Source organism: Streptomyces sp. NPDC087263 (genome assembly GCF_044744645.1).
In the GTDB taxonomy this organism is placed as follows: domain Bacteria; phylum Actinomycetota; class Actinomycetes; order Streptomycetales; family Streptomycetaceae; genus Streptomyces.
This window is the reverse complement of record NZ_JBIUYT010000003.1, coordinates 540,573-561,380: the sequence shown is the minus strand read 5'-3', so window position 1 is coordinate 561,380 and position 20,808 is coordinate 540,573. Positions and strand designations below refer to the sequence as shown.

Genomic DNA, 20,808 nt, shown 5'->3' with positions numbered 1-20,808 from the left:
CGACATAGCCGAGCCGCCCCGACATCGGTGCGTCCGGCTCGGCGACGCACGGTCGAGCCGCTCCTCGTGGACGTGCCAACCGGGAAAACGGTGGCGGGGCCTGCCTGGGCAGGCCCCCCACCGTTCAAGCGTCCTCCTGGGAGCGCTGTCAGATCTGCCCGCGCCTGATGCGGCGGAGCACGACAATGCCTGCGATCACGAAGACTCCGCCCAGCGCGGCCGGCCACAGTTGCGCTCCCGTGGCAGCGAGACTGCCCGTGCCCTCTGTCTGCGGTTCGGTCCCCGATGCGTCGGACGGGTCCGTCCCGCCGGCGGGCGGTGTCTGCGCGGCGGTGCCCACCTCACTGCCGTGATCCTCGTCCGAGCCGGCGTGGGACGACGGCGCGGTGGCCTCGTAGGTGGCCGAAGGCGTCTCGACCTTGGGTTCCACGCTGACGGGGGCGTCGGGCGAGACTTCGCCGGCCGGTTCGGTGGCCGGTGTGGTGGTCGCGGGCTCCGAGCTCTGGTCACCGCCGTCGCCGCCATTGTCGCCCCCGTTGTTGCCGGGCTCCTCGTTCCCCTGCCCGTAGGACGGGTCGTCCGCACTGGGCGTCGGGGATTGCGGGGGCTCTTCGGAGGCGGAGGGCTCCTGCGAGGGCTCTTCCGAGGCGGGGGGCTCCTGCGGCTCCTCGGTACCGGTGCCCGGGTCGGCACCCGCACCGCACTGACGGCCGCTGTTGATGCAGTCGACCATCTCCTGCATGAGGCCTTCGTCGAAGACGTTGATGAAGTCGCCGTGGTCCGTGACCGGCTTGTGCAGCTGTTCGGGGAAGGAGTCCACCGCGAACAACGGTGTCGTCCTGCCTCCGTCGTCCAGACTCGGTGCGTCGACGTCGTAGACAAGGCGCTGCACCAGTTGCGGAATGGCACGGAACCCGGTCGGGCAGTTGCCCTGGGCGTCCGCGAAGGCCACGTGGGTGCGGTGGTTGGCGCTGTCGATGTTCGCGCCGTCCCAGCAACTCTGGAACTTGAAGGTGCGCACCACATCGCTGCCCTGCGGGCAGATCGGGTACTTGTCCTTCAGCTGCCGGTCCTCGAACCCGGTGCAGCTCCACGACGCGTTGGCGTTGGCGTTGCCGTTGACGAACGCCTTGGCGTCACCGGTGATGATGCGCAGCAGCCGGGGCATGGCGGTGACTTCGCTCTGCGGGCTGCCGACGAACGTCAGCGTGACCTGCTTGGCCGTGACGATCTCACCGGCGTTGCCTTCGATTCCGCCCCCGGCCGACCCGGCGTCCTGTTCCTGGGTTCCGTTCTGCAGCCTCAGTACCGGCCAGAAGTAGGACGACTTGTCGCCCTCGTCCTCGCAGGTCGTGTCGCTGTTGGCCAGGTCGTCGTCGCTGGCGAAGGCGTTGTTGGACTGGTTTCCGACGTAGTCGTGGAAGTGGTGGGCGCCGTTGGTGACGCCGGGAGCCACGATCACGTTGTCGGAGTTGAACAGGCCGTTGGCGTTCACCCCGCAGCTGGTGGTGAACTCGCCACGGGAGGCGTTGTCCTGGGCCTGCGGGCTCTGCACGTTGGGCTGCACCGAGTTGATGTCCTGGAAGTCGGCGGCCACGGGCCCGTTGCCGACCTGGCCGGCGTCGCCGCCCTGCTGGTCGTCCGCTGCCGCGTCGCCGCCGCCCTGGTTCTGGTCCTCAGCGCCCTGGCCGTCGCCGCCCGCGTCACTGGTCTCACCGCTGCCGGACTGGTTGGCGGAATCGAGCAATGTGCAGGTCGCGAGGGCCTCGAGTCCTTCCGGACGGTCCCCCGCGCCATCGATGGCGAGCACGATGCGGTCGATCGCCGCCGTACGCTTCTCCGTCAGCGGATTCAGAATCTCGCTGTCGTCGACGTCGGCGCCCTGATCCGCGGCCTGCGCCGCAACCTGCAACTGCTGATAGGCCTCGGTGATCTGCTGGTCCAGAAGAGCGAGTTCCTTGTCGACGTCTTCCCTGGCCGCATCCGGAACGGTCGTGAGCTGACTACCGACGTCCGGGCAGTCGATCGTGGCACCCGCCGATGACAGGACCTGGTTGTCCTGCCCGGACTCGCTGCCCGAACCGCTTTCGGTCGCCGAGGCGTAGACGTTGACCGTGACGAGCCCGACTCCCCCCAATATCAGCGCGACTGCTGCAGAGGTCGCGCGCCGTGCGCCTGTCGGGCGTCTGCGCGTGTTGCGTCTCAAGGAAGTGCTCCTACGCGTGATGGACGGCTCGGTACGGCAATCCCCTGCCCCAGTACGCAGCCGCGCCCCGGCGTGTTCAAACACCTCACGGATTCATAGAAATCTCCTAGGAATCAGGTGAAGCCCCTGCCCCTGTCAGCATCGGCGGCGACGGACTGCGGGGTGCCGGCGGGACGGCAACCCGATGCCGATCGGAATGAGTTGCCGCCCGCCTGCCGGGACCCCGGTTTCGACAGTCCGCCGAGGTCAGGACACCGGAACCGGGTAGGTCGGGTACTCCACCCCGGACACGTGCTGGACGACGCGGATCACCTGGCAGGAGTAGCCGAACTCGTTGTCGTACCAGAGGTAGAGAATCGCGTCGTCGCCCTCGACCTTGAGCGCCCCGGCGTCGATGATCGAGGAGTGGCGCGAGCCGATGAAGTCGCTGGAGACCGCGTCGGGGGCGCTGATGAAGTCGATCTGGCGCTTGAGCGGCGAGGTCAGCGACACATTACGGAGATGGTCGAGGACCTCTTCACGGGTGGTCTCGCGCGCGAGCCGCAGACTGAGGATGGCGATCGAGACGTTCGGCACCGGGACACGGATCGAGCTGCCGGTGATCCTGGCCTTGAGGTCGGGCAGCGCCTTGGCGACAGCGGAGGCGGCGCCGGTCTCGGTGATGACCATGTTGAGCGGCGCCGAGCGGCCGCGTCGGTCGGATTCATGGTAGTTGTCCAGCAGGTTCTGGTCGTTGGTGAACGAGTGGACGGTCTCCACATGGCCGCGCAGGACGCCGTACTCGTCCGCCATCGCCTTCAGCGGCGGGACGATCGCGTTGGTGGTGCAGGACGCGCAGGACAGGATCTGCTCGTCCGGCTTGATCATGTCGTGGTTGACGCCGTGGACGACGTTGGGGACATCGCCCTTGCCCGGCGCGGTCAGGACCACCTTGGCGATACCCGGGCGGAGGTGCTTCGACAGTCCCTCGCGGTCGCGCCACCTGCCGGTGTTGTCGATGAGGATGGCGTCCTTGATGCCGTACGCCGTGTAGTCCACCGACGCCGGGTCGTAGGAGTAGATCACCTTGATCTCGTTGCCATTGGCGATGATCTTGCTGTTGGCCTCGTCGACGGTGATCGTGCCGTGGAACTGGCCGTGGATGGAGTCACGGCGCAGCAGCGAGGCGCGCTTGACGAGATCCTCGGCGGCCCGGCCGGCCCCTTTGCGGACGACGACGGCGCGCAGCCGCAGACCGTTGCCGGACCCGGCCTTCTCGATGAGCAGGCGGGCGAGGAGGCGGCCGATGCGGCCGAACCCGTAGAGGACCACGTCGCGGGGCTCGCAGCGTTCGACCTTGTTGGCACCGGTTGCCCCGGCGACAGCCTGAGCGGTGAACTCCTCCACCGACAGGCCGCTGCCGGAGGTCCTGTACGTCGCGGCGAGCATGCCGATGTCGATCTGGGAAGGGCCGAGATCGAGCGTGGTGAGCGCTTGCAGGAACGGCAGCGTCTCGGTGACCGAGAGCTCGTCACCGGCGATCTGCCGGGCGAATCGGTGGGTCTTGAGAATGCTGACCACCGACCTGTTCACCAAGGAGCGGCTGTGGAGCAGGACCGTGACGTCCCGCTCCCGGTGCAGCTTTCCGATGACGGGGATCATCGACTCCGCGATCTCCTCGCGGGTTTTCCAGTTGGTGAACGAGTCGTCATTGACAGTCACGGGTCCATCTTTCGAGCTAGGAGGCGCTCATATGCTAATCCCCTGCCGTTTTGATCACTCAAGCGGTCCCACCTCGGCGGGGTGCCGCGAGCTGCGCCCTTGCCCGGACCAGATCCTCTTGACCTGGTCGTAGACGACCTACGGGATCTCCGGCCGGCTCTTCAGCCGGCCGGAGTGCCCTGGTGAAAGTACAGACGCCAGCCGGTCTCCGTCAGGCGCCAGAGGGAGCTCCGCCATGCACCGCGTCCTTGATGGTCGGAGAAATACGTCAGGTGAACGATCCCCGGAGCCAATACGACTCCGGACATGTCGCGGGCCTCGATGGGCGACTCCGGAGTCACCGTTCCCTTACTCATCACCGTGAGGATCGACTCGGCGTCCCACCAGCGTCCGGACGCTCCGATCTCCGTGAACTCCGGATCCAGGAGCTCCCGGACAAGGGCCGGAGAAGCACGCACCTCAGGATCCTTGAGGCGGAACTCCCCGTCGATGGCCGCTTGCACTGCCCGCTCATTCTCGTCCGTCATGCACGGACCGTACGGAATACCCGTCGCCCGGACACAACGAATATCCGGCCCACTGATCAGAGCGATCCGGCGGACGTCACCGGAAAGGAACTCCGAGACGCCCCACCGCATGTTCGGACACGCAAGGCTGCCGGGGGTCCGTAACCCCTGAGCTGCCGGCGTCGGCTATCAGCCCTGGCGGGCCTTGAAGCGCGGGTTCTTCTTGTTGACGACGAAGACCACGCCTCGCCGACGGACCACCTGGGCCCCGGGCTTGGACTTCAGTGAGCGCAAGGACTTGCGTACCTTCATAGCTCTGCTCTCCTTCTCTCCTCGGCACCGGCACCTGCACCTGCACCTGCACCTGCACCGGCACCGGCACCGGCCCCACGGTTCAGCGCGGGGCCGAGGCTGCGTGGTTCAGTGCTGGGCCGAAGCCGCCCGGCCGTAGCGGCGCTCGAAGCGCTCCACGCGGCCGGCGGTGTCCATGACCCGCGAGGTCCCTGTGTAGAAGGGATGACTCGCGGACGAGATCTCGACATCGATCAGCGGGTAGGTGTTGCCGTCCGCCCACTCGATCGTCCTGGACGACTGCGCGGTCGAGCGCGTCAGAAACGCGACGTCGGCAGCGCGGTCCCGGAAGACGACCGGCTGGGACTGGGGGTGAATACGGGACCTCATGCGGTTTCCTTCCCTGGTTCCGTGCACCCGATGGCTCCGGGCGTGGTTCAGCGTTCCTCGCGGAACGGGACGTGCTCCCCGACCACCGGGTCGTACTTCCGCAGGACGAGTCGGTCGGGGTCGTTTCGACGGTTCTTGCGCGTCACGTAGGTGACGCCGGTCCCGGCCGTCGACTTCAGCGTGACGACGGGGCGCGCGGTGCTGCGTGCCATGAGGTCCTCCTTCCGCTCACCTCGCGATTTGACTCGCGCATGTCAGCTTCTTGCTTTCTGTAACAGCCAACTCCGCTGCCGCATTCCCCGGTCAGGAGCACCGGCAAATCCTGAGGGGCGCCGGTTGCCCGGTCCTCGCCGTGAAGGCTCATTCCTGACACAGTCATCGAGAGTTTCCACCCCCTCGGAAGTCGCCCTCACCACAGGGGAAAAAAGATGATCCTCAGAACATTTCGCTGGCCGCTGGCCGTCACGGCGCTCGGTCTCGCCTTCGCCGCGTGGCAGTGGGGATGGGAGGCCTTCGGGGTCGTACTGATCCTTTCGGTCCTTGAGATCTCGCTGTCGTTCGACAACGCGGTCGTCAACGCCGGAATCCTGAAGCGGATGAACGCCTTCTGGCAGCGGATCTTCCTCACCGTCGGCATTCTGATCGCGGTGCTCGGTATGCGGCTGCTGTTCCCGGTCGTGATCGTCGCCATCAGCGCCCAGGTCGGCCCCGTCGAGGCGGTACGGCTCGCCGTCGACGAACCGGGCCGGTACGAGGAGCTGGTGACCGACGCCCACCCGGCGATCGCCGCCTTCGGCGGCATGTTCCTGTTGATGATCTTCCTCGACTTCATTTTCGAGGACCGTGACATCAAGTGGCTCGGCTGGATCGAGCGCCCGCTGGCCAAGCTCGGCAAGGTCGACATGCTGTCGGTCTGCATCGCCCTGATCGTCCTGCTGGTCTCGGCGCTGACCTTCGCCGCCCACGCCCATGTCAGCACGGGCCACGCGGACAAGTCCGCCACGGTGCTGCTCTCCGGCGTCGCCGGTCTGATCACCTACCTGGTGGTCGGCGGTCTCTCGGGATACTTCGAGGACAGGCTCGAAGAAGGGGAGGAGCACGAACACGAGGACGAGGAGAAGGCCAGGGCGGAGGGCAAACAGGTACCGGTTGCCGCCCTCGCCGGCAAGGCCGCGTTCTTCCTCTTCCTCTACCTGGAGGTGCTTGACGCCTCCTTCTCCTTCGACGGTGTCATCGGCGCCTTCGCCATCACCAACCACATCTTCTGGATGGCGCTGGGCCTCGGCATCGGCGCCCTCTACGTCCGGTCGCTCACCGTCTACCTGGTCCGCCAGGGCACCCTCGACGACTACGTCTACCTGGAACACGGCGCGCACTACGCCATCGGCGCCCTCGCCGCGATCCTGCTGATCACCATTCAGCACCAGATCAGCGAGATCATCACCGGCCTGGTAGGCGTGGTCCTGATCGCGGCCTCCTTCCTGTCCTCCGTCCGCCGGAACAGGGCGCTCGAATCCGCCGAGCCGGATGACTCCGCCCCGGACCGGACGACCAAGGTCTCGTCCGGCGCGTGAGTGGTGCCGACGTCGGCGATCCCCGGCCGGGGTGACTTGCTACGACGGGACGGGGGCGCCGGAGTGCGACTCATCGGTCTCCGGCTCCTGCGGCGGGTCGCTGAGCTGCTCGCGCAGATAGTTCCAGAACACCGCGATCATCGCGGCGACCGGTACGGCGAGCAGGCTTCCCACGATGCCGGCCAGACTGCCGCCCAGCGTCACGGCCAGCAGGATCACCGCCGCGTGCAGGCCCAGGCCCCGGCTCTGGATCATGGGCTGGAACACGTTGCCCTCAAGCTGCTGCACCACCACGATGATCGCCAGCACAAGCAGTGCGTCCGTCAGGCCGTTCGACACCAGCGCGATGAGAACCGCGACAAAACCCGCGAACAGCGCGCCCACGATCGGAATGAACGCGGAGACAAAGGTCAGCACCGCCAGCGGAAGCACCAGGGGAACTCCCAATATCCACAGGCCAATGCCGATCAGTACGGCGTCCAGCAGGCCGACGACTGCCTGGGAACGCACGAACGCGCCCAGGGTGTCCCAACTGCGCGCGGCCACGATCGGAACGTCGGTGGCAAGCCGACCCGGCAGCTGACGGGTGAGCCACGGCAGGAACCGCGGGCCGTCCTTGAGGAAGAAGAACATCAGGAACAACGCCAGCACAGCGGTGACCACGCCATTGATCACCGTGCTCACACCGGTGGCGAAAGCGGTGACAAGACTGCTGGCACTGTCCTGAAGGCGGGCGATCGCGGCATCGGAAGCATCCGCGATCTGATCGTCGGCGATATTGAGCGGCGGCCCGGCGGCCCACTCGCGCACCTTCTCGATGCCCGCGACCACGCCATCGGTCAGGTCACCGGACTGGGACGCCACCGGCACCGCGATCAGCGCCACGATGCCCACGGCCACCAGGAGGAACAACACGGTCACCGCCGACGCGGCCAGGGCGGGGCGCCACCCGCGCCGGCGCAGAAACCGAGCCACGGGCCAGGTCAGCGTGGTGAGGAACAGCCCGACTATGAGCGGCCACACGACCGACCACATCCGGCCGAGAAGCCATAGGGTCATCCCGGTCATCACGAGGACCAGCAACAACTCAACGGAGATACGCGCTGATGCGCGGAGCGCGACGCGGGCTTTCGTGGAACTCATGGCGGCAGACATGGGGGTCACCCTATGGGTACCCCGGCCATACCCCGCTGCCGCTGCGGACGAGCCTCCAAACGGACGGCCAGAGAGGCAAGTTGGCTGCTGAGAAGCTTCGCAACGCGCTTTCGGCATGCCTGATCCGACGACGTCGGCATTGGCGAACCCGATATCGTCCTGGCGCACCGGACCGGCAGCGGAGGCGTCCCTGCCGATGACGGAACGAAGGAGTGCAGCCGTGCGAGTTCTCATGGTCGGAGCGGGCGGCGTGGGCACCGCGATCACCAGGATCGCGGCCCGTCGTTCCTTCTTCGAGCACATGGTCGTCGCCGACTACGACCGGGCACGGGCTGATTCGGCCGTCGCCGGTGTCGGGGCCGACGAGCGCAGATTCAGCGCCGTACGGCTCGACGCCTCGGACGCGGACGGCGTACGGGCCGCCCTCGCCGAACACCGCTGCGACGTCCTGCTCAACGCCACCGACCCCCGCTTCGTGCTGCCCCTGTTCGACGCGGCACTCGCCCACGGCGCGCACTACCTCGACATGGCGATGTCCCTGTCCCGGCCGCACCCGGCACGCCCGTACGAGGAGTGCGGAGTGAAGCTGGGGGACGCGCAGTTCGCACGGTCCGCCGAGTGGACGGCGGCGGGCCGGCTCGCACTGGTCGGCATGGGTGTGGAGCCTGGCCTGTCGGACGTCTTCGCCCGTTACGCCGCCGACGAACTCTTCGACGAGATCGAGGAGATCGGCATCCGTGACGGCGCCAACCTGGTCGTGGACGGATACGACTTCGCGCCGTCCTTCAGCATCTGGACGACCATCGAGGAGTGCCTGAACCCACCGGTCGTCTACGAAGCGGATCGGGGCTGGTTCACCACGCCGCCCTTCAGCGAGCCGGAGGTCTTCGACTTTCCCGAGGGCATCGGACCGGTGGAGTGCGTCAACGTCGAGCACGAGGAAGTGCTGCTGATCCCAAGGTGGTTGAAGGCCCGGCGTGTCACCTTCAAGTACGGTCTCGGCGACGAGTTCATCGGTGTCCTGCGGACCCTGCACAAGCTGGGCCTGGACCGCACGGATCCGGTCATCGTGGACAGCGGCGGCACGGGCAGGGTCGCGGTCTCCCCGCGCGACGTGGTCGCCGCCTGTCTGCCCGACCCGGCGGGTCTCGGGGACCGTATGCACGGCAGGACGTGCGCGGGCACATGGGTCAGGGGAACCAGGGACGGGCGGCCCCGAGAGGTCTATCTCCACCACGTGGTCGACAACGAGTGGTCGATGCGGGAGTACGGCTCCCAGGCCGTGGTCTGGCAGACCGCGATCAACCCCGTGACCGCTCTCGAACTCATCGCGTCCGGAGCCTGGTACGGCAGCGGGGTGCTCGGCCCCGAGGCCCTGCCTCCCCAGCCGTTCCTCGACCTGCTCAGCGAGTACGGGGCGCCGTGGGGCATGCGCGAGGACACTCCCGTCGACGGCACGGCCTGAGACGTCGGGCCGCTCACAGAGGCAGGTGACCGCCGCGCGTCCGTCACCCCGGGGGTGAACGGCATTGCCCGCCCGGCCCGCGCGAAGCGGTCCGGACGGGCAGGGTGGCTCAGGAGAGGAGGTCAGGGAGTGAGCTGCCACCGCTCGATGTAGCCGACGTCGATCGAGGCCGTGTCACGGACCCTCAGGATCCATGTGCCGCTGATCGGTTGTGCGGAGGCGTCGACCGTGAAGGTCTGGTCGACGTTGTCGGCGGAACCGCCGCTGTGGTTCAGCAGTGAGTAGACGGTGCCGTTCGGGCCGACCAGGTCGACCGTCAGGTCACCGCGGTACGTGTGAATGATCTTGACGTAGACCTGGGTGGCGGCCGAGGCGTTGCCGCTCAGGCCGTTGATGACGATCGGTGAGTCCACCGCGGCGCCGACGTCGGGGATGTCGACGCGCGTGCCGTTGGCGTAGATGTACGCCACCCGCCAGTCGAAGGTCACCGAGGCGGTCACGCCGGTGCTGTCGGTGACCGTCAGTGTCACCTCGCTGGTAGCGGCAGTGGTCGGGATGCCCGTGATAAGCCCCGTGTCGCTGATCGTCAGACCGTCCGGCAGGCCGGTGGCCTCGTAGGTCAGGCTGGCACCGGAGTTGGTGGTGTAGGCCTCGGCCTGCAGCGAAACCGTCTGGCCGACACCACTGGTCTGGTCGGCGATCGGGGCCACGTTGACGCCGAGCGCTATCCGGTCACCGACGTTGATGCCGGCCCAGGCGGCGGCGACGGCGAGGTAGGTGTCGCTGTACGCGCCGAACAGGTCGGCCGCTGCCCGCAGGGTCGCGGTCCGGGCGCCGGCGTAGTTGGTGGTGGAGGTCATGTAGGTGGTGAGAGCCCGGTACCAGATCTGCTGGGCGTTCTCGATGCCGATGCCGGTCACGGCCACGCCGTCGGAGGTCGGGCTGTCGTAGGAGACCCCGTTGACCGTCTTGGCGCCACTGCCCTCGGAGAGCAGGTAGAAGAAGTGGTTGGCCGGGCCCGAGGAGTAATGGACGTCGACGCTGCCGAGCGTGGAGTCCCAGTAGTCGCGGGACGCCCCGTCCTTGGAGGGCTTGTCCATGTACCGCAGCGGGGTGCCGTTGCCGCGGATGTCGATCTTCTCGCCGACCAGGTAGTCGGGAACGTCGGCGGCCAGGTCGGCCTGGAACTCCACGGCCGCGGCGAAGATGTCCGAGGTCGCCTCGTTGAGGCCACCGGACTCGCCCGAGTAGACCAGGCCGGCGGTGGCACTGGTGACGCCGTGGGTCATCTCGTGCGCGGCGACGTCCAGCGAGGTCAGCGGGTGGGTGTTGCTCGCGCCGTCGCCGTAGGTCATGCAGAAGCAGCTGTCGGACCAGAAGGCGTTGACATACGCGTTGCCGTAGTGCGCCCGGCTGTAGGCGGCCACTCCGTCGTTGCGGATGCCGTTGCGGCCGAACACGTCCTTGTAGTAGTCCCAGGTGGCCGCGGCGCCGAACGCGACATCCACACCGGCCGTCTGCCGGTTGGCCGGAGTGCCGTCGCCCCAGACATCGTTGTCATCAGTGAAGAGGGTTCCGGTGCCCGAGCTGCCCTGGTTCAGGTCGTACGTCTTCTGATCGGCCCGGGCGGGGTCCTGCAGCTGGTACGTGGAGCCGGAGAGCGTGCTGCCGACATCGACCGTGCCGCTGTACTGCCCCGTGCCGCTGCCGGTGTGCACCTGCTCGAAGTCGAACAGGGCCTTGCCCGAGGCGGCGTCGGTGACGACGTGGAGCTCGCTGGGCGTGCCGTCGTGCTGCAGGCCCTCCACCACCGACTCCCAGGCCAGGACCGGCTCGGCTCCGCCGGCCCAGACGACCAGCCGCGGCGCGCCGTCGACCGCGGGGCTCTTGGCGTCGGCCTTCTTGGCAGCGGCAAGTGCCTTGCCGGCGGCGGTCTTGGAGGTGATGCGAGGAGTGATCGTCGGGACCTTGATCGCAGCCTCGGTGGCCTCGGACACCGTGGTGCGGCCGTCCTTGACGTGCACGACCAGGTCGCCGCCGAGGACCGGCAGGCCGGCGTAGGTGCGCTCGTAGCGGGTGTGCGTGGTGCCGTCGGCGTCCTTCGCGACGTCCTTGACGATCAGCTTCTCCTTGGAGCCGAGGTCAAGGTTCTTGGCGGTGTCGCCGACGGCAAGACCCGCGCTCTTCATGAGCGCGGCGTGCTTGTCAGGAGACAGTTCCGCCGGGGCCGCACCGGCCCGGGGCGTGGCGACGATCTTCCCGTCACCGCGGTCGCGGGGGGCCGCGGACCCGACGCCGGCCTGGAAACCTGCGGCGAGCAGAGTGCCCGCGGTGGTGAGGGCCAACGCTGCCGTGTATCTACGTCGGTTGAAGGTGCGGTGTGGCCGGAGCAAGGGCTTCTCCTTATGCGGCGGAGGCCTGTGATGGAGGCCGGAAGACAGGCCGGCATGGTGTGGCCGGCCGGCGACGCGCTGAGCAGGGAAGGGCACGGCACGAGATGACACGCGAGGCGTGTCAGAACTCCGTGGCGTGCAAGACGTGGGGGTGTGAAGGAAGGGTGAACGCGCGAAGATCAGAGTGACATCGCACAGGCGATCTTGTCATGGATGCGCCAATAGAAAGGCTCGAATTGGCCCCTGCTTGCTGGGGGTTCGTCTTGACGCGGGGCGCTTTTCGGCCGCTGCCGGACGGTGGGAGGGCTCGTCCGGGGCCGGGCCTGGGGGCGAGCCTGAGGCCTGGGCTGAGCTGAGGTGGGCTGGGCCGGAGCCGGGGCCGGGGCCCAAGGCCGGGGCCCGAGCCCGAGGCCCGAGCCGGAGCCGGGGCCCGAGCCGGAGCAGCAGCCCAAAACCGAAGCCCAGCGTCGCGCTCGACGGCGAATCGCTTCCTCGGCCGTCGCGGACCTGGACGGCCACGCGGAGCGAGCCCCCGTTCGAAGGCCGATGGGGAAAGCCCTGACGGAGTTACCCGCGGGTCGAGCCGGGAGGCGGCGGACGCCGACTGTGGTCAAGCCCCCGGGAGGGTTACCGCGGCTGGCGGCGGCGAGGCTGTCGTGGCAGGGTCAGCATGCTCGTGAACGTGCCGTTGGTGAGGGAGAGTTCGTGGACACGCAGGTGTGGGACGCACTGGTCGCTTCGATGAAGAACGCGTACACCGCGGGTCTGGGCGAGGGCGAGGTGCCCCGCCCGGTCATCATGCCCCTGGTGCGCGGCGAACTGGTCGGCCTGATCTGGGTGCGCCCCATCAAGACCGGCGACGACGCGCTCACCGGCATTGCCCAGCTCTCGAACATCGCCGCGGCGGCCGGCGCCGACGAAGTCGTCCTGGCCTGGGAGACCGGCGATGTCGCCGCCGCCTGCAAGCTGCCGGTCGTCGGTCCGGCGCCGTGCCTGAACATGGTGCACGCCACGAAGGACGGCCATACTCTCCACCGGTTCCCCTACGCCGAGCAGCCACCGGCCCACTCCCCCGACGGCTCGGTCCCCGTCGAGCCGCAGTGGCTTCCGGCTCCTGAGCCAGAGCCGGGCGGTGAGCTGGTGCCGCCGGTCCGGGCCGCGGTCGACTTCTCGTTCACCCCGCTCGACCTGGACCACCCCTCCCCCTTCGGCGTGACCGTCATCCTGATGGAGGAGGACGGTTTCACCGTGCGCCTGACCGAGGCGTTCGCCCCCTGAACGCCCCGGCGCAGGCGCAACGCGGCGCCCTGCGCGTCACCGTTCCGACCGTCGCGTACGTTCAGCGCGCCTTGGGCCTCGACGCTCAACACCCGCGGCTGAGCCGGCCGTTGGTTTCGGGCGGACGGGACGGGGTGCGCCAGAGCGCCTATCGGGTCCGCGTCGTCTCCCGCGCGTCGGGACAGTGGTCCGCGGAATGGGTCTCCGCTCCCCCGGCCCGCACGGACGCGCCCTCTCTGGAGGGCAGCGCGTGGATCTGGTTCCCGAGGGTGAACCAGGTGTCCTCGTCCTCGATCTGGGCCAGAACATGGTGGGGTCAGGTCGGGTCGGCCGCGAGCCTCGAGCAACGCGGGAACGACCGTACGTCTGAGACGCGCCGAAGTGCTCCATCCGAACGGCACCCCCTCCACCGCGAATCCGCGCTGCGCCGCAGCGCCGCAGCGACAGACACGTACACGCTCAAGGGCGGCGGCGAGGAGACGTACGAGCCGCGCTTCACCTTCCACGGTTTTCGCCATCTCGAAGTGACTGGGTTCCCCGGCAGACCTTCGGCGACAGCCGTGTCGACAACCCCGCTGGTCAATACACCTGGCGCGTAGGCCGGCTGCCCGCGGTGCGTGGACCACGGGCAGCCAGCACAGTGCGGCGTCAGGCCGTGAGCTGCGGGTAGAGGATGGTGAGATCACCGGAGATGGCGGCCTTCACCTGACGGGACGTCTCGTCGGCGAGTACCTCGAACGCGCCCTTCGCGATCCCGTCCAGCGCCTCCTTGGCGATGTCGGCGGGCTTCGACTTGGGCTGGGTCACCGCCGCGGTCATGTCGGTGTCGACGTAGCCCATGTGCAGGCCCGTCACGCCGATGCCGCGGTCAAGGAGCTCGATACGGATGGCGTTGGTCTGCAGCCAGAACGCTGCCTTGGTCGCGGAGTACGCGCCGTGCCAGGCGACCCAGGAGAGCGCCGAGTGCGCGTTGAGGATGTGGCCGCCGCCGTTGCGCTCGATCACCGGGACGAAGGCGCGGGTCACGTTCAGCGGGCCGAAGAAGTTGGTCTCGAAGACGTTCCGGATGTCCTCGATCGGCGCGTCCAGGTAGGTGTCCGGTGAGCTTCCGCCGGCGTTGTTGATCAGCACGGTGACGTCGGACGCGGCGGCCACCAGTGCGTCGATCGAGGCCTGGTCGGTGACCTCCAGGGCCAGCGGTACGACGCGGGGGTCGGCGCTCGGCCGAGGGGTACGCGCGGTGGCGTACACCTTCTTGACGCCACGGGTGAGCAGATCGTCCACGATCGCCTTGCCGATGCCGCGGTTGCCGCCGGTGACGAGTACGACGGCGCCTTCGAGAGTGGTCATTTTCGACTCCGGAGAGAGGGGGAAACCGTTCTGTTTCCCCAGACCGTAAACCGATCGGTTTCCAAACGCAAGCCAAGCCGGTACCCTCCATGACATGACAACGTCGACGACACCCCGCGAGCGGCTGCTCGAAGCAGCGGGCGAACTCTTCTACCGCGACGGCATGGGCGTGGGCGTGGACGCTCTGTGCAAGGCCGCCGGGGTGTCGAAGAAGTCGATGTACCAGTTGTTCCGGTCCAAGGACGAGGTGATCGCGGAGAGCCTCGCCGGCCTCGGCCCGGCGTACCAGGCCGCCCTGCTCCCCTCCACGGACGACGACCACTCACCGCGTGAGCGCATCCTGACCGTCTTCGAGCGGCAGGACCGGATGGCAGCGGAGGGCAACTTCCTCGGCTGCCCCTTCGTGAGTGCGGCGGTGGAGCTCAAAGACCCCGGGCACCCGGGCAGTGTGGTCGCGCGCCATCTCAAGCAGCACCTGACCGAGTTCTTCCGGACCCAGCTCGTCGCCGCCGAGGCAGCGGATCCGGAGACCCTGGCCGTGCAGCTCACGATCGTCTTTGACGGCACGAGTGCCCGGGCCGTCGTACAGGCCCAGGCACTCGCCGGCATCGGCACGGTAACGGCGGCGGCGCTGCTGGACGCCGCAGGGGTCAGGTAGAACGAACCCGCCCAGCACCCATCTCCTGGTGCCGGCAGGCATCGGCGAAGCGGGGGCGAAGCCCTCGTGACCGGCGCACTCGCCGCCTGCTACCCCGCGGTGCGGGCGGCCTGCCTGCCGCAGCCGCCGCAGCACCCGCTCGGCCACGTCGGCGCCCTGGAGTTCCGCGGCCTTGGCAACGAGCGAGGCGGGCCAGGAACTGGCCGCCACCCGGCTCAGCCGCTCCGCGCGCCGAGCTCCGGTGTGCCCGCTGATCTCCTCCACGTATCGCGCGTACCAGGCGGTTTCGGCCGCGGGGTCGGGGCGCGGGGTGGTGGTCGTGGTCGTGGTCGAAGAGGATGGCGTACGCCCGCCGCCGGCGGACCCGGTCACCCAGAGCCGACCGCAGTTTTCTGAAGACGGGCTCCGATCCCCAGGCCCAGGGACACAGCGGGTCGGTGTACTCCACGACTTCCGGGACAGCCGTCACGCGGCGCCGACCCTCTGCCGCCTTTCGAGCGCGTCGGCGGGCAGCAGCGAGGCGAGGGTCAGTCCGCCGAGGACCGCCGCCGCACCCGCCTCGACCCGCCGCCACACCCCGGGCATTCCGCTCGCGGGACTGGGGTAGTCGAGCCCGGCCAGCGGCTCGCCGCGCAGGGTGATGACCTCGCCGTCGATGGCGCGTACGACATCCAGGAGGGTGATGTCCTCGGGGGGCCTGCCGAGCCAGTAGCCGCCCTCACAACCGCGCTGGCTGCGTACCAGGCCTGCTTTCCTCAACTCGCCCACCACGGACTTCAGGAACCGGAACGGGATCTCCTGTGAAGATGCGATGGCCTCACAGGTAAGCGGACGCTCGGGCTCACAGGCAAGTTCCAGGAGGGCCCGTGTGGCGTAGTCCGCCTTCGCGGAGATATGCATGCCCACATCATGCCCGACAGTCGGCCGCCGGTGCGGGTCTCCACCGGTTCACCGCTGGCATTGCGGCAACATTGCCGCAGATGAAGGCCAATGGACACCTCTTGACATCCTTTCCGGCGCCGCTCTAGCGTCCCCGCCATGAGCGAGCCGTTGACGACCCCCGGCGAGGGCTTCCACCCTCACCTCCACACCTCCCAGGGCGACCTGACGGCACCCCTGCGGGCCCGTCTGCACCACATCCGTGCGGATTCCCTGGATGGCGACACGGCACAGACGGGGGGCATGCGAAGGTTCGCCGCCGTCAGCGGGAAGACCGTCGGGTCCGAGAAGCTGTGGATGGGCCAGACCCACGTGGCCCCGGCGACCGCCTCCTCCGACCACCACCACGGTGAGTCCGAGACCGCCATCTACGTGGTCAGCGGGCACCCCGAGTTCGTCTTCGTCGACGACTCGGGAGAGGGGCCGGAGGAAGTACGGCTGCGGACCACTCCCGGCGACTACATCTTCGTACCGCCCTTCGTGCCGCACCGTGAGGAGAACCCCGACCCCGTGGAGGAGGCCGTCGTCGTCATCGCCCGCAGCACGCAGGAGGCGATCGTGGTGAACCTTCCACGGCTGTACGCCCTTTCGGTCGACGAGAGCTGACCCGTCGCCCATCGCCAGGGCCTCCTCAACGACGACTTCCAGCTCGCCGACGGCTTCGAACAGCGGGCCACTGCGGCGACCGTGCAGGAAGTATCACTCGAGGGTCAACAGAGCGCCTGGCAAAGCAAAAGATCGCGAATCCTGTGAACCGGAGGCTCTTCGCCGCACTCCTCTTCCATAACGGTGCCCCGAACGGGGAGGCGCCCAGAAGGGGAGCAATCATGCGAAACAACCAGCGAACCCGGCTCCGCGTCACCAGTGGAGCCATCGCTGCGGCATCCGCCCTGGCTCTTGTGGGTTTCACCGCTGGCTCCTCTCAAGCCGCCGCGGCGTCGCAGTCGCGAACCACGGCGGCGCGGCCCGCGTGGGCGGACACCAGTTCCCTGAGCGTCCGGATCCACGCCCTGGACCCCGGGGCCGGCCAGCGCTACGCGTCGGTGGTCCTCACCAACAAGACCCACAAGACCGTCCGAACCCAGGGGTACGTCGGCCTGCAGCTCCTCAACTCCCATGGCACGAACGTCACCACACATGTGGTCCGCGACGCCGGACACACTCCCTTGATCACCCTCAAGCCGGGGCAGAGCGTCCACACCACGCTGCACTGGACCGTCGTCGGCGCCACGGGCGAGCCCACCAAGGCCGAGAAGAACCCGACCGGCCTGGAGGTGACCCCGCCCGACTCCCGTCACCATCTGACGACGGCCTGGAAACTCGGCGACGTCCTACAGAAGGGCCGCATCGACATCACCCCGCTGGCCAAGGGCAGCGGCCAGAAGTAGGTCGGCGACCCGGGCCGACGCGTCAGACGACCTCGTTCAGCTTGCCCGTGGCGACGTCGAACACGAAGCCCCGTACACGGTCCTTGTGCACGATGAACGGATCCGCCTTGATACGGGCGATCGACTGCCGTACGTCGGCGTCCAGGTCGGGGAACGCCTCGGCAGCCCAGGACGGCCGGATCCCCGTCTCCGCCTGGACCGCGTCCTTGAAGCCGTCGTCGGTGAAGGTGAGCATGCCGCAGTCGGTGTGGTGGATGAGGATGATCTCCTCGGTGCCGAGCAGCCGCTGGCTGATGGCGAGCGACCGGATCTCGTCCTGGGTGACCACACCACCGGCGTTGCGGATGACGTGCGACTCGCCCTCGGCGAGCCCCAGGATCGCGTACACGTTGAGCCGGGCGTCCATGCAGGCCAGCACGGCGAGTTTCTTCGCGGGCGGAAGGGGGAGCGGGCCGGTGAAGGTCTCGGCGTAGCGGGCGTTGTTGGCCAGCAGTTCATCGGTCACGGACATGGTGAGCCTCTGTTCCTGGGATGCGGCGGATGCACCGCTCACGGAACTGCGCAGGGAGCGGCGCGGGGAGGTCGACACAGGGAGCCGGATGCGCGGTGCGGACACGCGACATGGCCCGGGGGTTGCCGAACGGCTCCTCGGGGAGCAGCCCGACGCCCCCTAGCGACAGAAACCGTCGAAGAGGTAGACGCGACGCGAGGGCCAGAAACCCTCGGTGAGGCGGAGCATGCGGTCAGTGAACACCGAGGCCGGTCCGCCTGGCAAGGGCACAGCAGTTCGGGCAGAGTCCCACGGCACCGGACCATTTCCGGAGGCTGCCGAAGCTCGGTGTCGATCCGTTCCACGCCGGTGAACTGCGCGACCGGGCGCTACTGGCAGGCAAGCACATCTCCGCAGACTCGTCGGCGGGCACGCGCCGGAGCTGTCGTTGGGAGGCACTGGCGTCGCGAGCCGGGCCGACCCACCCCGGTCCGGGTCTGTCGGCGGTTACGCCCCCCTCACTCCCGCACCTGACACACCCAGCCCCGAGAGGCTGCCGCCGACTCTGCCGGCCGGGAGACGACCACGTCGCGCCTGGTGGCGTGCGGCTGGTGCGCATGAGACGGGTCTTACGGGTTACTCGTGGGTCGTGTTGAGAACCGGAATGATCGCGGTGGTCGTGGGCGCCGCCTTCGCAGTGGCCGGTGTGGCCGTGGTGGTGTCGCCCTGGTGGTGGATGGCGGCGGTGCCGTTGGCCGCGCTCGGGATAACGGGTGTGTGGGACCTGACCCAGCGTCGGCACTCGGTGCTGCGCAACTACCCGGTGATCGGGCACGCCCGCTTCCTGCTGGAGCGCATCCGTCCGGAACTGCAGCAGTACTTCGTCGAGCGGAACTTCGACGGGCGGCCCTTCGACCGGGACATCCGCAGCATCGTCTACGAGCGGGCGAAGGGCACCGCCGCGGAGGAGCCGTTCGGCACCGAACGCGACGTGTACCAGGCGGGTTACGAGTACCTGGTTCCCTCGATGGTGCCCCGCCCGGTGCCCGAGCATCCGCCACGGGTACGGATCGGGGGCCCGGACTGTACCCGGCCCTACGACATGGCACTGCTGAATGTCTCCGCCATGAGCTTCGGCTCGCTGTCGGCCAATGCCATCCTGGCACTCAACCAGGGAGCCGCGGCAGGCGGCTTCGCGCACGACACCGGTGAGGGCGGACTGTCGGAGTACCACCTGCGCCCAGGCGGTGACCTGGTCTGGGAGATCGGTACCGGCTACTTCGGCTGCCGGACCCGGGACGGGGACTTCGATGCCGGAGAGTTCGCCGAGAAGGCGTCGGGCGAGAGCGTCAGATGCGTGTCGCTCAAGCTGTCCCAGGGCGCCAAACCCGGTATCGGGGGTGTACTGCCCGGGGCCAAGGTGAACGCGGAGATCGCCCGGGTGCGGGACGTCCCCGAGGGACGGACGGTCGTCTCACCGCCGTACCACCGGGCGTTCTCCACACCTCGTGAACTCGTCCGTTTCATCGCGCGGATGCGGGAGTTGTCCGGCGGCAAGCCGGCCGGTTTCAAGCTGTGCCCCGGTTCCCGGCGCCAGTTCCTCGCCGTGTGCAAGGCGATGATCGAGGAGGGCACCGCACCCGATTTCATCATCGTCGACGGCGCGGAGGGCGGCACAGGTGCCGCGCCGCTCGAGTTCGCCGACCACGTCGGCACTCCGCTCACCGATGGTCTGATGACTGTGCACAACGCCCTGGTCGGCGCGGGCCTGCGGGATCGGATCCGGATCGGCGCAAGCGGCAAGATCGCCACCGGGGCCGACCTCGTCAAACGCCTGATCCAGGGTGCCGACTACGGCAACGCGGCCCGCGCCATGATGTTCGCGGTCGGCTGCATCCAGGCTCAGCGCTGCCACACCAACACCTGCCCCGTAGGAGTCACCACCCAGGACCCGCGTCGCGCCCGCGCGCTCGACGTCGGCGACAAGGCCGTGCGGGTGCGGCGCCTCCAGGAGGCCACCGTCGGCAGCGCACTACAGATCATGGCCTCCATGGGGGTCACCGACCCCGCCCAGCTCCGCCCGCACATGCTGCGGCGGCGCATCGACGCGCAGACCGTGCGCTCCTACGACGGCCTGTACAAGTGGCTCTCCCCCGGACAACTGCTGGTCGAGCCGCCCGCCGACTGGGCGGCCGACTGGAAGGCCGCCGACCCCGACCACTTCACCATCTGACCTGGACGAATCCGTGGCACGAACCGTCGCCCGCGTCATCGTGGATGCCCTGAGTGCACTCGACGTACTCACCAACCCGGACGAGATCGCCGTCCCGCCAAACCCACCGTCGAACAGGGCTGGGGCTTCGCCGTCGCCAAGATGAAGGAACCGCTGCGCAGCCACGGCGACGCTGATGTCGGTGTCCAGGCCCGGTAAGGGGGTCCCTGGGGGTGCCCTCTTGATCCAGTACGAAACCCCGAACTCGTCCGGGAGAGCCACGTGCCCCGAGGGGGACACCACGGCCGTTTGTCAGCGGTCGGCTTCCGGGCTGCGAGGGTGGGGGGCCGTCGACTGCAAATTCTTCTGGCCCTCGGTGTGTTCCGCCTCGTGCGCTGCAAGGAGCGACAGCAGCTCCGCCACCGCCAACCCCCGGTCGGCGGGGTGCCGCAGCAGGGTCCCGTCCTCGATGCGATACGCGTTGGAGCGTCCTTGACGGGTGTGGGTGAGGTAGCCGTCCATCTCCAGATCCGAAACGATCTTCTGGACGGCACGCTCGGTCAGCCTGCAACGCGCGGCGATGTCGCGGATGCGAGTGGTGGGATCCTCGGCGATCGCAGCCAGCACGCGCGCGTGGTTCGTGAGGAACGTCCAGCCGCTGTGTGATTCGGGTACTCCATGCATGTCCTCAGGATAGGACAATTGATTCACGCATTCAAAAGTGCGAAGTTTATTTCCTGTATCTCTTGACGTGCGATGGACGCCGGGCTGAGGCTGGAGGAGGGCACAAAACCACGGGATGTCAATGGAGT

At 68.3% G+C, this 20,808-nt stretch carries 19 protein-coding genes and 2 pseudogenes; 8 read left to right on the top strand and 13 right to left on the bottom strand.

Translation table 11 applies throughout. From position 1 onward, the window contains the following. Window positions 1-148: 148 nt before the first annotated feature. The 6 genes from ACIPC1_RS11905 to rpmG form a co-directional block, all read right to left on the bottom strand. Window positions 149-2,206, bottom strand: coding sequence for a DUF1996 domain-containing protein (locus tag ACIPC1_RS11905; protein ID WP_402515785.1), 2,058 nt, complete (start codon window positions 2,204-2,206; stop codon window positions 149-151). 246 nt (window positions 2,207-2,452) lie between these two features. Next, window positions 2,453-3,907, bottom strand: a complete 1,455-nt coding sequence (locus ACIPC1_RS11900) for a glyceraldehyde-3-phosphate dehydrogenase (protein ID WP_402515783.1) — start codon at window positions 3,905-3,907, stop codon at window positions 2,453-2,455. Between the two features lie 161 nt (window positions 3,908-4,068). Next, a complete protein-coding gene (locus tag ACIPC1_RS11895) occupies window positions 4,069-4,434 on the bottom strand; it encodes a DUF4440 domain-containing protein (RefSeq protein ID WP_402515781.1) in 366 nt (121 codons plus the stop codon). Between the two features lie 168 nt (window positions 4,435-4,602). Then, window positions 4,603-4,725: a type B 50S ribosomal protein L36 gene (ykgO, locus tag ACIPC1_RS11890; protein ID WP_054244622.1), complete on the bottom strand. Its 123-nt coding sequence runs from the start codon at window positions 4,723-4,725 to the stop codon at window positions 4,603-4,605. Window positions 4,726-4,833: 108 nt separating this feature from the next. Then, window positions 4,834-5,094 carry a type B 50S ribosomal protein L31 gene (locus ACIPC1_RS11885; protein WP_402515779.1) on the bottom strand — a complete coding sequence of 87 codons (261 nt, stop codon included), beginning with the start codon at window positions 5,092-5,094 and terminating at the stop codon, window positions 4,834-4,836. 47 nt (window positions 5,095-5,141) lie between these two features. Then, window positions 5,142-5,306 (bottom strand): 50S ribosomal protein L33, encoded by a 165-nt coding sequence (gene rpmG / locus ACIPC1_RS11880; RefSeq protein WP_402515776.1) that lies wholly within the window; start codon window positions 5,304-5,306, stop codon window positions 5,142-5,144. Window positions 5,307-5,522: 216 nt separating this feature from the next. Between rpmG and ACIPC1_RS11875 the strand changes: the two genes are divergently transcribed. Then, complete coding sequence (locus ACIPC1_RS11875; RefSeq protein ID WP_402515774.1) at window positions 5,523-6,668, top strand: DUF475 domain-containing protein; 1,146 nt, start codon at window positions 5,523-5,525, stop codon at window positions 6,666-6,668. 39 nt (window positions 6,669-6,707) lie between these two features. On the opposite strand, the gene ACIPC1_RS11870 is transcribed toward ACIPC1_RS11875, so the two are convergent. Further along, a complete protein-coding gene (locus ACIPC1_RS11870) occupies window positions 6,708-7,811 on the bottom strand; it encodes an AI-2E family transporter (RefSeq protein ID WP_402516292.1) in 1,104 nt (367 codons plus the stop codon). 232 nt (window positions 7,812-8,043) lie between these two features. Here ACIPC1_RS11870 and ACIPC1_RS11865 point away from each other — a divergent pair, with 232 nt between their 5' ends. Beyond that, complete coding sequence (locus ACIPC1_RS11865) at window positions 8,044-9,288, top strand: saccharopine dehydrogenase family protein (protein WP_402515772.1); 1,245 nt, start codon at window positions 8,044-8,046, stop codon at window positions 9,286-9,288. Window positions 9,289-9,410: 122 nt separating this feature from the next. On the opposite strand, the gene ACIPC1_RS11860 is transcribed toward ACIPC1_RS11865, so the two are convergent. Beyond that, the gene (locus ACIPC1_RS11860; protein WP_402515770.1) at window positions 9,411-11,681 is read right to left on the bottom strand and encodes a M4 family metallopeptidase; all 2,271 of its coding nucleotides are present in this window, start codon (window positions 11,679-11,681) and stop codon (window positions 9,411-9,413) included. Window positions 11,682-12,386: 705 nt separating this feature from the next. Between ACIPC1_RS11860 and ACIPC1_RS11855 the strand changes: the two genes are divergently transcribed. Both ACIPC1_RS11855 and ACIPC1_RS11850 read left to right on the top strand, forming a co-directional pair. Then, window positions 12,387-12,959 carry a hypothetical protein gene (locus ACIPC1_RS11855; RefSeq protein ID WP_402515768.1) on the top strand — a complete coding sequence of 191 codons (573 nt, stop codon included), beginning with the start codon at window positions 12,387-12,389 and terminating at the stop codon, window positions 12,957-12,959. A gap of 259 nt (window positions 12,960-13,218) precedes the next feature. Beyond that, window positions 13,219-13,525: pseudogene (locus ACIPC1_RS11850) on the top strand (family 78 glycoside hydrolase catalytic domain); the annotation flags it as partial. 82 nt (window positions 13,526-13,607) lie between these two features. On the opposite strand, the gene ACIPC1_RS11845 reads toward ACIPC1_RS11850, so the two are convergent. After that, the gene (locus ACIPC1_RS11845) at window positions 13,608-14,309 is read right to left on the bottom strand and encodes an SDR family oxidoreductase (protein ID WP_402515767.1); all 702 of its coding nucleotides are present in this window, start codon (window positions 14,307-14,309) and stop codon (window positions 13,608-13,610) included. A gap of 94 nt (window positions 14,310-14,403) precedes the next feature. Here ACIPC1_RS11845 and ACIPC1_RS11840 point away from each other — a divergent pair, with 94 nt between their 5' ends. Continuing rightward, a complete protein-coding gene (locus ACIPC1_RS11840) occupies window positions 14,404-14,967 on the top strand; it encodes a TetR/AcrR family transcriptional regulator (protein WP_402515765.1) in 564 nt (187 codons plus the stop codon). Between the two features lie 111 nt (window positions 14,968-15,078). Here the strand turns inward: ACIPC1_RS11840 and ACIPC1_RS11835 are convergent. Both ACIPC1_RS11835 and ACIPC1_RS11830 read right to left on the bottom strand, forming a co-directional pair. Beyond that, window positions 15,079-15,436 (bottom strand): annotated as a pseudogene (locus ACIPC1_RS11835) (DsbA family protein); the annotation flags it as partial. Continuing rightward, window positions 15,433-15,867, bottom strand: coding sequence for an RrF2 family transcriptional regulator (locus tag ACIPC1_RS11830; protein ID WP_402515762.1), 435 nt, complete (start codon window positions 15,865-15,867; stop codon window positions 15,433-15,435). The pseudogene ACIPC1_RS11835 and the gene ACIPC1_RS11830, both read right to left, overlap by 4 nt. A 138-nt stretch (window positions 15,868-16,005) precedes the next feature. Between ACIPC1_RS11830 and ACIPC1_RS11825 the strand changes: the two genes are divergently transcribed. Together ACIPC1_RS11825 and ACIPC1_RS11820 are read left to right on the top strand one after the other, a co-directional pair. After that, entirely contained in the window at window positions 16,006-16,512 is a 507-nt protein-coding gene (locus ACIPC1_RS11825) for a cupin domain-containing protein (protein WP_402515760.1), read from the top strand. A gap of 221 nt (window positions 16,513-16,733) precedes the next feature. Then, a complete protein-coding gene (locus ACIPC1_RS11820) occupies window positions 16,734-17,294 on the top strand; it encodes a DUF4232 domain-containing protein (protein ID WP_402515759.1) in 561 nt (186 codons plus the stop codon). A 22-nt stretch (window positions 17,295-17,316) separates the two neighbouring features. Here the strand turns inward: ACIPC1_RS11820 and ACIPC1_RS11815 are convergent, their stop codons facing one another. Then, window positions 17,317-17,805, bottom strand: coding sequence for a beta-class carbonic anhydrase (locus ACIPC1_RS11815; RefSeq protein WP_402515757.1), 489 nt, complete (start codon window positions 17,803-17,805; stop codon window positions 17,317-17,319). A 643-nt stretch (window positions 17,806-18,448) separates the two neighbouring features. Between ACIPC1_RS11815 and ACIPC1_RS11810 the strand changes: the two genes are divergently transcribed. Continuing rightward, window positions 18,449-20,017, top strand: a complete 1,569-nt coding sequence (locus tag ACIPC1_RS11810) for an FMN-binding glutamate synthase family protein (RefSeq protein WP_402516289.1) — start codon at window positions 18,449-18,451, stop codon at window positions 20,015-20,017. 291 nt (window positions 20,018-20,308) lie between these two features. Here ACIPC1_RS11810 and ACIPC1_RS11805 read toward each other — a convergent pair whose 3' ends face one another. Then, on the bottom strand, window positions 20,309-20,680 hold the full coding sequence (locus ACIPC1_RS11805) for a helix-turn-helix transcriptional regulator (protein WP_402515755.1): 372 nt from the start codon (window positions 20,678-20,680) through the stop codon (window positions 20,309-20,311). Between the last annotated feature and the right edge of the window lie 128 nt (window positions 20,681-20,808).

Bases quoted from the DNA above. Each gene is read 5' to 3' on its own strand.
- ACIPC1_RS11895 (WP_402515781.1), bottom strand. From the start codon at position 4,434: ATGACGGACGAGAATGAGCGGGCAGTGCAAGCGGCCATCGACGGGGAG.
- ykgO (WP_054244622.1), bottom strand. From the start codon at position 4,725: ATGAAGGTACGCAAGTCCTTGCGCTCACTGAAGTCCAAGCCCGGGGCC.
- ACIPC1_RS11885 (WP_402515779.1), bottom strand. From the start codon at position 5,094: ATGAGGTCCCGTATTCACCCCCAGTCCCAGCCGGTCGTCTTCCGGGAC.
- rpmG (WP_402515776.1), bottom strand. From the start codon at position 5,306: ATGGCACGCAGCACCGCGCGCCCCGTCGTCACGCTGAAGTCGACGGCC.
- ACIPC1_RS11875 (WP_402515774.1), top strand. From the start codon at position 5,523: ATGATCCTCAGAACATTTCGCTGGCCGCTGGCCGTCACGGCGCTCGGT.
- ACIPC1_RS11870 (WP_402516292.1), bottom strand. From the start codon at position 7,811: ATGAGTTCCACGAAAGCCCGCGTCGCGCTCCGCGCATCAGCGCGTATC.
- ACIPC1_RS11845 (WP_402515767.1), bottom strand. From the start codon at position 14,309: ATGACCACTCTCGAAGGCGCCGTCGTACTCGTCACCGGCGGCAACCGC.
- ACIPC1_RS11840 (WP_402515765.1), top strand. From the start codon at position 14,404: ATGACAACGTCGACGACACCCCGCGAGCGGCTGCTCGAAGCAGCGGGC.
- ACIPC1_RS11830 (WP_402515762.1), bottom strand. From the start codon at position 15,867: ATGCATATCTCCGCGAAGGCGGACTACGCCACACGGGCCCTCCTGGAA.
- ACIPC1_RS11825 (WP_402515760.1), top strand. From the start codon at position 16,006: ATGAGCGAGCCGTTGACGACCCCCGGCGAGGGCTTCCACCCTCACCTC.
- ACIPC1_RS11820 (WP_402515759.1), top strand. From the start codon at position 16,734: ATGCGAAACAACCAGCGAACCCGGCTCCGCGTCACCAGTGGAGCCATC.
- ACIPC1_RS11815 (WP_402515757.1), bottom strand. From the start codon at position 17,805: ATGTCCGTGACCGATGAACTGCTGGCCAACAACGCCCGCTACGCCGAG.
- ACIPC1_RS11810 (WP_402516289.1), top strand. From the start codon at position 18,449: ATGATCGCGGTGGTCGTGGGCGCCGCCTTCGCAGTGGCCGGTGTGGCC.
- ACIPC1_RS11805 (WP_402515755.1), bottom strand. From the start codon at position 20,680: ATGCATGGAGTACCCGAATCACACAGCGGCTGGACGTTCCTCACGAAC.